The organism is Chryseobacterium sp. CP-77, from assembly GCF_036362765.1.
GTDB classification, from domain to species: Bacteria; Bacteroidota; Bacteroidia; order Flavobacteriales; family Weeksellaceae; genus Chryseobacterium; species Chryseobacterium cupriresistens.
The window spans coordinates 1,941,006-1,956,950 of sequence record NZ_CP143637.1 but is presented as its reverse complement, the minus strand read 5'-3'; the positions used below and the strand labels follow the sequence as shown (position 1 = coordinate 1,956,950).

Sequence of the window (15,945 nt, the reverse complement as noted above, 5' to 3'; positions counted from 1 at the left end):
AACTTTTATAATAATCGAAATTTACCTTAATAAGTTTTGTGTGAAGCGAGAAAATTGTCTTTCACAAATGATACAATATTCTCTTTCCATTGCTTAATATCTTGATGAGTCGAAATGAAAGCAACTCCGCAAGTCAGTCTATCGGTAACCTCATCATGTTCTATAGCCGAATAATCCCCATTAATCAGTTTGCTTTCTTCTCCCGGATATATCAGAGCTGTTTTTGTTGCTTTAAAATATCGGTGATAAGCATACATCTGCCTTAGATCTTCGATTGACGGAAGATAATTTCCGTTTAAGTTTTTCCATTTTGTATCCAGAACAATTCTGTTTCCATTAGCTTCCAGAACAATATCAGGTTTCATTCTGCTGGCTCCGTTTTCTGATCTCCAGAATTCTTTGGATTGCTGGGCTCTTACTTTGATATCAATATGCTGTATATTTTTCTTTAAAACAACATATATAAACTGTTCCCAAAGACGGTTCATATCAAACATTAAGGCAAGTACATTATTTTTCCCTCTTGAAACATCAGGATGATAGTTCAGTAATAGCAGCTTTGCAATCTGCAGAGCTTTTTCATAATGTTGATTTTTACGGTCAAAGTTGATTTTCTCAAATGTTGAATCTGTGACTTTGACATCACTCATTTCGGGGAAATTCAACAGTAGCGTACCAATTCTGCTGCTCAGATCCGGTTTACTGTTAGTCTGTTCAATAAGCTTCAGAGCTTTGTAGAGAATGCGGTGTATTTCATGATTGACATCATAATGAGAGTACTTTACATAAAATCTTTCGTGGTGAACCAGATTCTGAGATATATGTTTTGAAAACTGCAGAGCCCCCTTTAAAGCATGCAGATTTCCCTCTTTCCTGTTGTATCTTTTGATGAGTCCACGGTGAAGCAGATACTCTAATTCTTTTACATACAGTTCATAATAAAGATCCAGAATAGAGTTTTTTTTCAGCTTTAACGAAGCACTGCTGGAGACCTTTACTTCAAATCCCCATACCGTTCTTATCATGTCGTGCAATAGCTGTCTCCATTCATCTTTGCCGTTATGATCTGCTTTCGGAAGAATTTCAATGGTTGTTTGGGCAATCCTTATGACTCCTACATGTTGATTAAACTTTACACCGTTTTTTATAAGGCTAAAAAAAGGAGTTCCATCTCCATAATAATTCTCTAAAGCCTGGTCCAGTTTTAGTTTTTTATGTTCATCAGTAAAGTAGAGCTTTTCATGCTCAAAAACAACAATGGATTCTATTGGTTTCATTAAACAGGCTGATTCATTAACAATAGAAGAGCTTTCGAGAAATCCATGTCGGTATCTCCAATTTTATAATGATGATCTGGTTTTCTGTAATCTATGATTTCATACGATTCTCTTTCTGAATACTCACTTTCATAGTCATCAAATGCTGCAAAAACAGATGATTCGGTAACTTTCTTTTTCACAAATCCTTTGCCCAGTACCAATCCTATTTTGCCATAATCACCAAAGAAATACTCCTGTAGTAGAGGAATAATATTTTTATAAAAAGAATCTCTGATGGTTGTATTGTCTTTTCCTATAAAATAAGCATGTCCAATGGCGTGATCTTTATCAATCAGTTTTTCTATACGGTTGTTTATGATGGTCAATAATTTTTCAAAATTTATTCTTTCAAAATCAAACCTTTGAAAATATCCGGATTCTCTGACGATATTATTTTTTTTATCTTCTTTCATCTGTTCCCAGATACCTTCTTTTTCTTTTTTGAAGTCTTCAGAAACACCTAAAACAGAAAATAATTTATTCTCTTCAGTCAGATATTCTTTGTCGGTCCATTCATAGCTTTTATATTCCCATAATAGATTTTCTATCATTGCTGACGGGTTCAGAAGCTCAGGTTTAGGAGGCATTTCTTCAAATGAAAATCGTCTTCTCAACGCTGTGTCCAAAGCTTCCACACTTCTGTCTGCTGTATTCATGGTTCCGATAATGTATAAATTGGAAGGAACTCCGAATTCCTTTTTACTGTAAGGAAGAATGATCTCTAAGGCTTCATTATTACCAATACGTTTATCCTCTTCGATAAGTGTAATGAGCTCTCCAAAGATTTGAGACACATTTCCACGGTTGATTTCATCAATGATCAATACATGAGGAAGGGGAGGAAGAGTTTCTTCTTTTACTTCGGTAATAGATTTTTCTTTTATTTTATTATTGATATAATTTAAAACAGACCAATACGCTGTAGAATTGGAACCACCGATCACTTCTCTGAATTCCGTATTCACATTTTTAATTACGGACAGATCAGGAAATGCCTGCTGCAATTTCTCAGCTCTGGAATAAGATATCGTATAAATTTTTGAATCTTCAGAATAAATAGGCTTGAGATTTAGATTTCCTTTATCAGAAATATCCACTATTTTCAATCCCAGATTCGGAGTTTGTATAGTTAGTACAAGCGGATTTCCATCTTCCAGATGTCTGTTTGCATCCTGAACAAGATCGCTCCAGGCATCATCAAAGGTATATGGTGTTACTGAATTTTCACTTTTTAATCTTGGTTTTCTGGCTTTATCAGCAATTCTTTTGAAAATTCCACTTTCGACCTCATAGATTACTTTTTTATTTCCGTTCTCATCTTCATCAATTTTAGGTTTAATGCCTTCAATAAAATCTTCGTAACTCATGCTCTGATGGAAGGTGGTAAACACAATTCTTCCTTCATCTACCAGCTTTTTATATTCGTCCTTGATTTGCTTTCGGGTATGATCAGACAGAACAAAATCAGGGTTAGCGATCTGAATAGCTTTATTAATGGTATTGTAGGTCTTACCGGTTCCGGGAGGGCCGTATAAAATCTGATTAAGCGGATGATTAATTACAGTATTCATTGTAAGTTCTGAATTCATATTTTTTATAACATCAATTAGTTTTTCTGAGGTAGCATCATAAAGCTCGTCTAAGCATTCTACTACCTTTTCTACAAGGTCTTCATCGGAGAGTGTAAATTTCTTAATATGAGAAACCGAGTTTCCGAAGTGCCACTTTTTCCACTCCAGAGTATCAGTAGGAAGTTCACCCAACAGAGTTCTCAATTTTTCAGCGTTCTGATGACCGTCTTCAAAATGCAGGTCAACGGAAATACTTCCCTTTTTTATGATCACTTCATAATGAGCTCTTTTATGATTAAAATACTGTTCTTTATCAAAGATCCATATATTATTTCCATTAAGATTTCCAAAATCATACTCGAGTTGGTTTTTCTCAGTATATTCTTTTAGATTGGCAATAAAGGTTTTAAAATCCATTTGCTTTTTATCCCATTCTTTTTTCTGGTCATAGATATGGGCGGCTATTAGTAATGTTTGATTTTCCGGATTTCTGGTTCTGTCGAGATTCGAAAATTTTTCTTTTAACTCAGAAACAAAAGTGTCTGAATTATAGGGATGATTCAAGTAATGGTTTGATATAAGCTCTCTGTGACTTAATGCTATAGAATTGATATTGTTTTCTGGTGTAGCCAGCATATCTAAGGCATTTTTCACTGTGATATTCACATTGTCTTTATGATATTTGTAATTAAAAGTATTGATGACCCATGGTTTCATTCTTACCCCAGCTTTAGCTAATACTCTTTTATCATCATACTGATTATAAAAAGCTTTACCACGAGCGTGAATATCACAATAGGAAATAATACTAAAGAGAATTTCCTTTATCGAAAAGAATTGATGTCCCTCTTTAATTTCAGCAAAGGTAGTATAGTCCTCTAAAAGATTTTGCAGTTCTATCTGTCCTTCATCGGATAAATAAAGATCCATCCATTTTTTTAATGCATCTTTTCCTTTTTGAAAGTAAAATTCATCGGATTGTATAAGGCGTTCAAAATAACTTGTTGCTGTTTCTATTACTGACATTTGGTTTTCCTGGGTGTTTAGTTTAGCTGTCTTCCTGGCGAAAGAACAACTTCTGCATTAGAAGAAGCAATAATAATAAAAATCTCCAACTTCTACTTACGGGAAAACGTAATTGTATACAATAATCACTTATACAAGTGTCCACAGTTACTTTTTAAATATCTACAACCGGATAGATATGCCCCTGAAACAGGTTATCAATATATCAACAGCCGGTCTTGAAATAACGGCAACAAGTTGGTTAAGTGTCTGCAGGCATTTCCGAATAAGCTGAAGATACTTCATTAATAACCTGCAGGCAGTTTTTAAATGATAATACCCCCTTGGGTAAGGGGGTACAGACACTTGTAGAAATGGGTGTTTGAACTTCAGAACCGCCTGTTGATACTTGTACAACCGATCGCTGTTAGTTCTTTAGGTCATCAGAGGGAGTTACCGGAGGGGTAGAAGGGGTTGTAGTTATGAAAAACTGTTTCATATCTTCATAAATGACATTCGTTCCCGGAACATTTTCTCCTGAAAGGAATTTCATGTTTCTATAGAAGGTGATGGCATTGTGGTAATTATCGTGATCCAGCAGAACTTTAGTATCAGACAGCTGTTCTGTTAATGAGCTCAGGATTTGCAGGCGTTGTTCTACCTGTTCTCTTCCCAGATAATCTTTATCGAATTCCACTTTATCTAAAAAGTTCGGAACATATTGGGGATATTGCTCCATGTAGATTTTGGCTTTATTAACGAAGAGTTTGTTCTGTTCTGCAATACTTCCGTATTGTTGTCTTTCCTCGGGAGTAAGATTGATGGTTTTTCCTGATAATACCGTCTCAATAGTTTGTAATGCCTGATCAAGTTTGGTGAGTTCTTCAGCAGTAAAACTTAAACTGATTAAATTGTCTAGTGCCATAATATTGTGTTTTTTTGGTTTGTATGATCAAATATAGCGAGTGCCAGGCATAGAAAAACAGGGTGTTGTAAGATTTTCAGAGGGTGTTCATCAGAAAATGAAAACCAGATAATAAGGTTTATTTTTTCTGACTTTTTGATGAAAAAAAGCGGGCATAAAAACGGAAATGGCGAAATAGGAGAGGAGGACCGTTTCACAGTATCAGCATGAAGAACAGAGATTGTAATTAAGCTGTTTTTTAAGGCGAGTTTTTATAAATATTTTTCTATATTTAAACCTCATAAATGTTGATTTATCATGGAACATACAATACATCAGGGACGCAATGTAAAACGATTCAGAGAAATGCTGGGCATCAAGCAGGAAGCATTGGCTCTTGACCTTGGGGACGACTGGAACCAGAAGAAAGTTTCTCTGCTGGAACAGAAAGAAATTATTGAAGACCCTTTACTGAAAAGAATTTCCGAAGTATTGAAAATTCCGGTAGAAGCGTTTCAGAATTTTGATGAGGAGCAGGCAGTGAATATTATTTCTAATACGTTTGGGGATAATGCTTGTGTTGGAAATCCAAATTCAACTTTCAACTTTAGTCCTATTGATGAAATAAAAAAATTGCATGAGGAAAAGATGGGACTTTATGAAAGGATGCTGAAGGAGAAGGATGAGATGATGGTGAGGTTGGAGAGATTGATTGAGAAAGGATAACTTAAGATATAGAAAAAGGTTCAGCAGAAATGTTGAACCTTTTTTATTAGTAATAAAGCTGATTATAATGGCCTGTTATCATGAATTTCATCAACTAAATTTGATAATGTATGCTCTTTGTCTTTCCCTAACCTACATTGCCATACTACTATTACTGACCATCCTATTGATTCCAAGTAATCAATATTTTGTTGGTCCCGTATAATATTGCTATTTATCTTATTTTCCCAAAATTCTTTCCTAGTTTCGGGTAGTTTGGCTTTTTTACAGTTCTTATGCCCATGCCAAAAACATCCGTTTATAAAAACAATAGTTTTATATTTTGGAAGAACAATATCAGGTTTTCCTGGAAAACGTTTATCATTTTTTCTAAATCTAAATCCATTAGCAAATAAATATTTTCTTACCAAGATTTCCGGCTTTGTTTCTTTTCCAGAAATCTTGGACATGATTTCAGAACGTTTTTCAGATGAAAAGATGTCAGACATTATTATATTTGTATAATTAATTACAATTTAAGAATTATTTGAATCATATATGTTAAAAGGTGAAATTTTTGAGGATGTAAGAAAGTATTGGGTGCTGAAAACGATTATTGAGGATAAAGATCGTTCTTTTCAAACTATTGATAGCTATAATGATAAATTAGAAGAGTACTATAATTATGACAGTCTCGTTCCTAACTCAAAACAAATTAGTTCTGATGATTTTGTGATTTTGATAGATAAGGAAAAAATACTAGGGTTTGCAACAATAGGACATATTAATATTTCACCTAGTACAAAGACAATCCGACGTTGTCCAAAGTGTCAGGGAACAACTATAGATACACGTAAAACAAAAAGACCTAAATACCGCTGTAATAAAGGGCATGAATTCGAAGTTCCGATTGAGGAAGTAAGGAATGTTGATAAGTATACAGCTTTCTTTTCATCTTTTACTGCAAATAATAATGAAGATCATACTCTTAAATTACTTCGTTCTTTTTATATGAATGGCTATAATCAAAATATGTCTATGCAACGACTGAACCCAGCTGTTATAGACTTGTTTATTCATATTAAAGCAAAGCTACTAAATTCCTATCCTACATTAGAGAAAGAAGAGGGCTATATAAAAGATACTGATGAGCCATATATAAATAACAATAAAGATGAAAGAGATAGCGTTTTACGTGCTATAAAACTTCGTAGAGGACAGCAAGATTTTAGAAATAAACTACTTAAAAGATACAATAATACATGTATTGTGACCGGGTGTAAAATAATTGATATTCTTGAAGCTGCACACATTAATCCTTATCGTGGAATAAATGATAATCACCCAGAGAATGGGCTTTTGCTTAGAGCGGATATACACACCTTATTTGATCTTAATCTTATTGCTATAAATCCCTATACACTTACTCTTACTATTTCGGATAACTTGTTAGATACTGAGTATAAAATATTCGAAAATCAAAAAATAATAATTGGAGAAAAAGCACCTTCAGAAGATGCTTTGCTTTTTAGATGGAATGTTTTCAATAAAGAATTATAACATTAATATATAAAAGATTATTTATTAGATCTTTACAAAATCAACTCCAACTCTAGCGGGGTGTCCAAAAGCATGATTTGCTATTCTTTGTGCATAGTCATTTCTTAATGTAGTTATATAAGTTAAATTGAAACAATTAAGATTCTGATTAATCTCTTCTTTGGTATATTTGTTCGAAATATCCCAAACTCTTAATTGATTATCTATAAGTTTATTGTTTTCAACATTAAAAACTTGAGGTTTAACATAGAAAGGTTTATAGAGAAAATGCTTATAACCCTCAATCTCATTTGTTAATTTACGTACTCTATATGCATCCATACTTTCACCAGTCTTTTGTTTATCAATCTCAGAGAATCTTGCACTTTCAATATTGCCCCAATAAACAGCAGTATTATTTGGTAAAAAATTAATAAATGCAGTATCTCCAAGTTTAAGAGCTAATTCCAGATTTTTAAATACTTTTCCTATAACAAAATAAAAGTTTCCTTGAATTTTATTTGGATCATAACAATCACACAGTGCAGTAACACATAAATAATAAGTTCCTTTCTCATCAATAAATACATCACCGAAATTTAAATTAGGGATGCTTTCCTTGTCTAATCCCTTGACATTTACGGAGTTGTAAAATATGTTTAATTGCATTAATTCATTGTGAGTTGGGGCTTTACCTTCTAAATCTTTACTTTTAGAGTCTAAAAATTCTTTTTCGAGAAGTTTTAACTTAGCTGTTCTCAGCTTTAAGGTAGCTTGTTCAATCAACAATTTTTTTATAACAGTACCGAATGTTTTATCATTCTTTAAGTGATTTCGGAATTGAAAAAGAGCCTCAGTCGAAGATTTTAAAATTGTATTATCTATAAAGCTCTCATTTAAATTAAAAATGGATTGCATTTCTAAGCCCAATAATTGAAAAAAACTTCCATCATTTTTAACAATAACTTTAGAAATCCTCTGTAAAAGATTATTGAAGTCTGTATCATCTATAAAGTCTTTTTTTAAAGTTAAAACAAAAGTATTGTTAATCATAAAAGAGTCATCGCCGATATTTAAAACTTCGTATTTTTTTATTAAATCATTTGAGATTATAAACTTGTCTGTATTTAATGAAATGTATATGTAACGAAGTAGTAAGAGTGAGGATTGGTCTCTAAGGTGTTGGATAGGAAAATTATTAAAATCTAAATCATACTCCTCAATAAATTCTTTAATATTTTTTTCGTCATTGTTCAGTATATTTTTTAATTCTTCTGTTTCAATAAATGAAAATTCATCTTTAATTATTTCAAAATCTTCCCTTGTTAAACCAGAAAAGTAGGCATCTAAAAAAAGTGAAATTTGATTAAAATTATTAGAATTTGAGTAAATGCAACAAAAATTTATATGAGGTGTGCTAACTGCTTTATTTAGTAAGCTTAAAGAATATTCCTGCCCTGCATGATCTGCTAGCTCCCAATCCAATAAAATTAGATCTTTACCTTTAAATAAATATTCTAAAGTCATTTCATCTCCTAAATTTGATTTTTCAAATCTATGAACAGTTAGATTTTTTCCATTTTTTTTAAATGTATCAAATAAATCATATGATAACTTCTCTTCAGCAATATTTGGATCTAAGGCTGTTCCTGAATAAAAATCTTTAGCTTTCTCATCAATAAAAATAGCATTGTTAATTGATGAGTTTAATATTTCAAATGCTTTTTGGCTATACATTGTGGGTTTTAGTTTTATTTATTACGAAGCAAGCTCCGTTTAAAGAATTGTATTTTTTATCATTGGTGGCGTAAATATCTAAGTCAGCTTCGTTAAGGCTTTGCTTTGATAGGTATAGACCAATTCCTCTTCCGTTTGGACGCTGTGAGTAGAAAAGTTCAAAAATTTTGTCCAATCTGTAATCAGGTATTTTTTCACCTGAATTAGCAATTATTATTTCTTGAGAATCGAAATAATAATCAAGTCTAATAGTGCGTTGTTCTTTGTTTCGCATCCAATAAATAGCATTATTTATGATATTTATAAATACAGTATGAATAACGGGTTCTTTTATATTAATAGTGTGTTTTTTGAAGGAATCCGATACTTCAAAGTTTATATTATATTCATTGATCTGATTTTCGAAAAACTCAAGTAGGTAATTATAAACAACATTGCAAGAAACATCTTTGGTTAAAGCCCCTGATATTCTGTATAATGGTGATAGCAGAGCATATTTATCTTCTAATTGTTTAAAATTATTTTCTAGAAAATCAAATTCTTTAATTGAACTAACTATATTATTTTTACTTAAGATATCTAATTGATTATTGATTTTTGCATACAATTGATTAAATTCATGATCAATAATTTCAACAGCAATTCCTAATTGTGCCGTATCTCTAGTTTGTTCCCATTGATATTTCATTTGTTCATATTGAGCTTTATAAGCTCCTTGAACTTGTTCTTCATCAATGTCAAAAGATAAACGTTTAACATGTTCTACTAGAGGAAATAAAGTTCTGTCTATTTCTTCGAATAGGTTGTTATATTGTTGTTCAATTTCATAAGTAAATTGGCTAACCTGTTCTTTGGATATAATATTACTTACTATGTTTCCTTTGTTTTCTGTAAATGAGTTAAGAACTCGTTTTGCTCTTTCTTTATAATCTTTATTTAATGATGAAAACTTATCTTCTAGTTGCTGTCTATTTTCATTAAGTGCTTTTTCTAAAGCAGAAATATAGCTATTATATTTCTTAGTAAAATCAATTTTTAAATCTCTAATCTCTAATTTATCTTGAGCTTTCTTGTTTAACTCTTCTCTTCTCGGAGTAACAAATTCAATATATTTATTTAAACGGGTTTCAAATTTAAATAGTCGTTCTCTTTGTGCTTCGGTAGGTCTATAACGTTTAGGGATTTTAGGAATTAAGCTTTTTAATTCAAGATCCATCTTCTGAAGTTCGTCTAAAATATCCTCAATTTCGGAATATGTAACATTGATATTTTCTAGTTTATCTTTTAAAAGATTAAGTAAATATTCGTACTTAGTTTGGTGTTCGTCTAACCTTTTAGGATAACTATTGAGAGATCTAGTAAATACAACTTTTTCAGCTTTTTCTCTGGCCTTATCAGCTTGTAAAGCTTTGTTTTCGTCTTGGATTTCTTTTAATTTATCTCTAAAAACAGATTGTTTGGATTTTGTAGCAAAAAAATCTTGTGCTAATACTATAAAGAAATTTATTGCATCACTAGTAAAAGCTCTGTATTGAGCATTATTTATTAAGCCTTCTCTACTGGATTTATCTTTTAAATTTGGGTTTCGTTCACGGGTTAAATCTAAATAACCAAACATTCTTCGATATGAAAAATAATATGTTCCTGCTCTTTTAGATCTTCTGAGTTCAAAGTTCAAAAAATCTGCATTTTCTCTTCCATAGGGTAATACTCTAAAGTCATCTCTAAATACATATAATCCACCATATTCTTTAACCTTATTTGAAATTTTGTTAAATTGCACTTCTGATAAAATGGATGACTTTTCTTCTCCTTGGGAATATCCTAATTCAATAGGAATATTACCATAATAAAAACGTTTATCTTTTTTTCTAGGATTAGTATATGTATAATCAATTATTTCATCAAATATTCTGATGGTTCCAACAAAATTTCCATTTCCATCAAAGTCTCCTTTGATATATACATCTGCTAACTCAAAATCTGATTTGTCAAAGAAATTACCTTGTTTCGTTAATAGGTCATAAGTCTCTGAATCATTATGGATATTAAAAACGGTTTCAATATCAATTGATGTTTTTTTAAAAGGATTTGTAAATCCAATTAGGCTAGAAGTCACAAAACTTCCTTCTGCCATCTTATCTTCATCATTTTCAGATAACTCTACTATTTGATTTATTGGATTAAAAATTAAAAATATAGTTCCATGGGAATCATCTGAATTAAAGAAAGAATATATATAATTAAAAATAGGTTTTTCTAATTGAGAGTCGCTTGTTTCTAAAATAATTTCAGACTTAAGTTCTATTTGCTTCCCTTCCCAAATAGGCTTTTGTTCTATATCATATTCCTTATCAAAATTTGATAGAAATGTATTTTTGAGTTCTAAAAAAACAGAATCTAAAGTTTCTAATTTTTCAACAGACTTTATTGGAATGACAATATCGTCCAGAAATAAATTATAATTTTCAAGTAATCTCCAATCAAAATATACTGCTTGTAAAGGGTAACCGATTTTTTTCGTCAGCATTAACATTGGATTACCTAAATAAGCTACTGATAATCTACCAATTCCTTTTTCACCAGCTTTAATTCTAGGACGTTTCCATAAAGTATCTTCTGATTCAATATCTAGTTCAGCTCTCGATTTAGAATCAGTTCCCAGCACTAGCCATTTATCTAGAATATCTGAGCTAGACATTCCTTTACCATCATCGGAAATTATAAAGTAAGATTTGGATAATCCATTGTAGTCTTCTTTAAATAATTCAGCTTTTAAATTATCTGCGTACGCATCATAACCATTTTTCCATAATTCTGTAATGGCAGTTGGTAAATCTGCAATTTGACCTTTTCCCAATAAGTCAACGGCCCTTGCTTTTGTTCTAAATTGCATTTTTATGATTTTGTATTATTGCTTGACCAATTGCGGAGGCATATTTGGGAGGGACAGCGTTACCTATCATCCTTGCTATACCTGCAAGACTAGTACCTTTAAATTTATAATTTTTCGGAAATGATTGTAGTACAGCTCCTTCACGTAAGGATATAGCACGGTCTTCCTCAGGATGTACAAATCTTCCGTTTGACATACTATAGAATTTTGTGGTTATAGTCGGTGAAGGGCGATCCCACCACATGCGTCCATAAATATCTCTAAATCCGTCAAGCTTTCCATAATGACAAGCAGGTGCCAATTCTTTATCAAAAACATATCCTAATCGATCTCCACCATCTTTTGGTGTTACTGCCAATCTTTTTAAATTTATTTCTTCAAGTCTTGCTACCGTATGCAAGAACTCAGAGGTATCTTTATTTCCATGTAATACTTCTGGAAATCCATTATGCGTACCAAGTACATCTCTTACGGTAACCTTTTTGCCATTTAGAGCAATTGGAACTATTTCAACTCCAGTTATTCTATTAGCTATTAAGGTAAATCTTTTTCTATATTGAGGAACTCCATATTCACTTACTTCATGTACATTAAAATGAACTTTGTAACCATTTAATTTTAACCATTTTATAAAGCTTTCCAAGCCACTGGCCCTTTTTTTTCTAAGAACACCAGGCACATTTTCTACAACAACATATCCTGGATTGAAATATTCAACAAATCGTCGGAATTCTTTTAATAAGTCCTTAGATTCTTTTGATTTTTTCTTATCAGTATTGATAATACTCCAGAACTGGCATGGGCTACAACCTATAAGTAGTAAATTATCATCATTTTTATTAAGCTTTAGAGTGTTTTCAAGATATTCTTCTTCCAATTTAAATACGTCTTTATGAATAAATGTAGCACCTTTAATATTGGCTTCATAAGTTTCTTTACAAGAAATATCATGATCAATTCCTGCTATTATTTCAATTCCTGCTTGTTGCATACCACAACTCATTCCACCCCCAGAGCAGAAGAAATCAACAGCTTTAATTTTTTTATCGGACATTAATTTAATTTACTATTTTGAAATTATTAGTAATTGCAAAAATATACAAAATAAAAATGACATAAAATGATAGTTAATAGGTTTATATTCACTTGAGTATAAGTAAAATTATAACATATCAATTATTGGTAGCAATATTATGAAGTTTTATTCTGTAATCATTACGGAAAACCGTAAGTACTTAATGGAATTTTCAATATTTTGTGATATCAAATATTGAGCTAAAGATTTAAGTAAATCTATACAGTAGTTTTATGAGGTCTATTTGTCAACATGATTTTAGTTTTTAATGGTTGTTTACAAATATATAATTTTTTTGTAAACAACCCATTTACTAAAATAAAACCCATTGTTTTAGATGTTAGTTAACTGATTTTATTTGAGATATTTTTATCTATGAAAAAGTTGATATCTTCGGACGAACTAACCTCTTCAATCAGTAAGATATATCAGTATTTAACTCCCAAACTTCTTCACCCTGATCACCTTCTCCCTCACCTTAATCACAAAAGGTTCAAGTTGTACTATTTTCCCGGCTTCCACTTTAAAAGTATCAGTAGAGCGTTCGCAATAGGTGTTGGAAGGCAGAGAGTTTTTGTTCAACTCAATCCTGTAAGTTCCGGAAGGTAGGAAGGAGGCAAACTCCCCGTTGTCGTCGGTGATGATATGATGTACTAACTGTTCGTTGCGGTAAATATTGAAGAGAACACCACCGACTTTGGGCGTGAAATCTACTGCGGTTTTGGAATCAAAGTCGTAAGTTATTTTTCCCTGGGTCGTTCCGTTTTGATGAAGAGGGATTTCAAAAGAGTAGTGGTGCCTGTCTACCGTAAATTCGGTTTCATCGTAATACCAGCCTTGCTGGATCACCTGTTTCAGGGCATATTTTCCATAAGGGATAGAACGGTAGCTGATAGAACCTGACGGGTCAGTTTTAAATGAAATATTGTTGAGCATAATGAGATAGTCAGCCGCTTCTTTGTCGCCTTCATCATAGATATTGTTTTCGTTCAGGTCATAATAGACAAATACTTTGATATCACCTTTTTTACCCGGATCAAGGGTGCTGTTTCTAAGGTTGACGGTAACACCGGCTTCCACGGTCAATAGATTATTGGTGAAACTTCCTGCAGTATAGCTGAAGTAGGATGAGTTCAGATATAAAGCGTACTTTTCCCTTGAATACTTCAGGTTCATAAAGCCGGAAGGCGACTTTCCATACAGAACATCATCCGTATAAGACACCCCTGAGGTAACATTCAGCTGACGGTTGAAGAAATTTTTATTCACAAAAGCAGAAAGGGAAAGCTTTTCGTAGGGAGTGCTTTGGTTCATCATTTTTGAAAAAGCATATTCAGAAAGGAAATAACTTCCGTGCTGATAGATCCCGTTCACGGTAAGCCATTTGTAGCTGTAGGTTCCGCTTACTTTCATCTGAAACTGCTGTTTGTCGTTGTCCGGATATTGTGCCAATCCTGTTTCCATGCTTAAGATGGAGGTGTGTTGCTTATCAGGACTCAGCCAGGTAAGGTATTCCGTAAAACGCTGGGCTTTCAGCTGTTTGGTATTCTCATAAGGCTGGGCATTGAAGAAATTATTATAAGAATTGGAATTTTCTTCCTGATACTGGTAGCCAAGTCCCATCCCGAAATTCCCTTTTTTAGGGAAGTTGATTCCCGTATCCAGTCTTAGATTGCTTGAATTCAGGGTGTTGTCGTAAAAGTAGAACTTAGGTGAAAAGTGGGAAGCCGTAATGTTGGCATACACATAATGATCTTTGAAAATCATGGTAGAGAAATTCTGTTGAATCTGTAAAATTCCTCTTCTGTTTCCGGGATAATAATCTGTGCTGTAGAAATAATTTCCGTTCAGATTGACCTTTTTGATCATTCCGGAATATTGTGATTCCAAAGCTAAAGAAGGCTTGGTAGGCTGGTTATTTTCGTAGAAACTCAGTCCGCCATACACCTTGGTGTTGGTTCTCCAGTCTTTACCGAAAGCATACTGAAGGTCTGTTCCGGCTACATGATGTCTGGCTTTTTCGTAAGGATCGTCCCTGAAAATATAGGTTCCGGAGATATTATGGGAAGCGTTTTGAGCTCCAAGAGTTCCTCTGGTATAAAATCCATAACCAGATTTCAGAAAAGAATTTCTTTCGATCAGGCTGTAGGTCTGATCTACGAAACCTGCTTCAATTTTTTTGTCTTTATCAGGAGACGTGTAGGCATATTCCAGCCCTCTTCCGAACATGGAAAGTTCCAGTAATTTATTGATGTTTCCGATGGTGAATTCATTGTTTTCCCTGTGATAGGTCAGATAGGTATTGTTGACAATAGGATCGCTCTGATTCGTCATGGTATAGATATTTCCCCGGATGAAAATATATCCTGACGGAAGGTTGAAACCTCCGGAACCTACCAATTGATACATGTCAAGGTTTTCTCCGGCATGTCTGTAACTCGCTGTGATGGTATTCCTGGTAAAGTTGGAAAAAGCAGTGGATTCCATATCCTCATAACGCTGTACCGAAGAAACATTTTGCACAGATACCGTAGTGTTGCCGAATATTTCTCTGTCCGGCTCTCTGAAACCTGCAATATTAACGGAAATCTGAGTGCTGCGGGATCTGATTCGGGAAGGCAGAAAACGGAACACAAAGACTGAATCTTTCTGCACGCCAATACTTCCTGTTTTCTCTATAAAAGCATTTCCCTGCTCAGCTTCCGGAATTTTAAAGACAACCGTTACATGCTGCTTTCTGTTCCCAAGATTGGAAACCCTTGCCCTTACTTCTACCGAATCGGTAGCCTTATTCACATAAATCAGAGGGGTTTCTGCCGTGATGCGCATGGCATTATTTTCAGTAACGGTGTAAGGTATTTCTTTTTCCGCCATTGTTTTATTCTGCTGGTCCGAAAGACGGAAACCCAGACGGGATTCTCCTGAAACGGCATTATTGCTGACCACGATCTTTACGGGAAGGAAAAGGTGTTCCCCAGATTTCATTTCGACCTGAAGATTGTTGCCCGAAATATTTCTGAAACCTTGAGGAATGGTAATATTTATTTTTCCTTTGAAATCATTTGTGCTTTGATTGTCAAGGACGATGATCAGATCCAGGATCCCTGTTTTATCTGTTCTGGATTCATTACGGATATCAAGACTTATCCCGGAACTGCTTTGTGCCGGAATCCATATCTGAAACGAAATCAAAA

10 protein-coding genes are annotated in these 15,945 nt (G+C 33.2%); 2 read left to right on the top strand and 8 right to left on the bottom strand.

Annotated features, from left to right (window positions below; translation table 11 throughout):
• Positions 1–26 precede the first annotated feature (26 nt).
• The 3 genes from V0410_RS08645 to V0410_RS08635 all read right to left on the bottom strand — a co-directional run bounded on the left by V0410_RS08645 (position 27) and on the right by V0410_RS08635 (position 4,820).
• Positions 27–1,277, bottom strand: coding sequence for an McrC family protein (locus tag V0410_RS08645; RefSeq protein ID WP_330747155.1), 1,251 nt, complete (start codon positions 1,275–1,277; stop codon positions 27–29).
• Positions 1,277–3,916, bottom strand: coding sequence for an McrB family protein (locus V0410_RS08640; RefSeq protein WP_330747154.1), 2,640 nt, complete (start codon positions 3,914–3,916; stop codon positions 1,277–1,279). The genes V0410_RS08645 and V0410_RS08640 overlap by 1 nt, the downstream gene beginning before the upstream one ends.
• A gap of 406 nt (positions 3,917–4,322) precedes the next feature.
• Positions 4,323–4,820 carry a hypothetical protein gene (locus tag V0410_RS08635; RefSeq protein WP_330747153.1) on the bottom strand — a complete coding sequence of 166 codons (498 nt, stop codon included), beginning with the start codon at positions 4,818–4,820 and terminating at the stop codon, positions 4,323–4,325.
• A 297-nt stretch (positions 4,821–5,117) separates the two neighbouring features.
• Here V0410_RS08635 and V0410_RS08630 point away from each other — a divergent pair, with 297 nt between their 5' ends.
• Positions 5,118–5,525 (top strand): helix-turn-helix domain-containing protein, encoded by a 408-nt coding sequence (locus V0410_RS08630; RefSeq protein ID WP_330747152.1) that lies wholly within the window; start codon positions 5,118–5,120, stop codon positions 5,523–5,525.
• 62 nt (positions 5,526–5,587) lie between these two features.
• Here V0410_RS08630 and V0410_RS08625 read toward each other — a convergent pair whose 3' ends face one another.
• Entirely contained in the window at positions 5,588–6,013 is a 426-nt protein-coding gene (locus tag V0410_RS08625) for a very short patch repair endonuclease (protein ID WP_330747151.1), read from the bottom strand.
• Between the two features lie 49 nt (positions 6,014–6,062).
• Between V0410_RS08625 and V0410_RS08620 the strand changes: the two genes are divergently transcribed.
• On the top strand, positions 6,063–7,064 hold the full coding sequence (locus V0410_RS08620) for an HNH endonuclease (protein ID WP_330747150.1): 1,002 nt from the start codon (positions 6,063–6,065) through the stop codon (positions 7,062–7,064).
• A 24-nt stretch (positions 7,065–7,088) separates the two neighbouring features.
• Here V0410_RS08620 and V0410_RS08615 read toward each other — a convergent pair whose 3' ends face one another.
• The 4 genes from V0410_RS08615 to V0410_RS08600 form a co-directional block, all read right to left on the bottom strand.
• Positions 7,089–8,780: a response regulator receiver domain gene (locus V0410_RS08615; RefSeq protein ID WP_330747149.1), complete on the bottom strand. Its 1,692-nt coding sequence runs from the start codon at positions 8,778–8,780 to the stop codon at positions 7,089–7,091.
• Positions 8,773–11,676 carry an ATP-binding protein gene (locus V0410_RS08610; RefSeq protein ID WP_330747148.1) on the bottom strand — a complete coding sequence of 968 codons (2,904 nt, stop codon included), beginning with the start codon at positions 11,674–11,676 and terminating at the stop codon, positions 8,773–8,775. The genes V0410_RS08615 and V0410_RS08610 overlap by 8 nt, the downstream gene beginning before the upstream one ends.
• Positions 11,666–12,730, bottom strand: coding sequence for a DNA cytosine methyltransferase (locus tag V0410_RS08605; RefSeq protein WP_330747147.1), 1,065 nt, complete (start codon positions 12,728–12,730; stop codon positions 11,666–11,668). Before V0410_RS08605 ends, V0410_RS08610 begins: the two co-directional genes overlap by 11 nt.
• Before the next feature lie 456 nt (positions 12,731–13,186).
• Positions 13,187–15,943: a hypothetical protein gene (locus tag V0410_RS08600; protein WP_330747146.1), complete on the bottom strand. Its 2,757-nt coding sequence runs from the start codon at positions 15,941–15,943 to the stop codon at positions 13,187–13,189.
• Positions 15,944–15,945 lie beyond the last annotated feature (2 nt).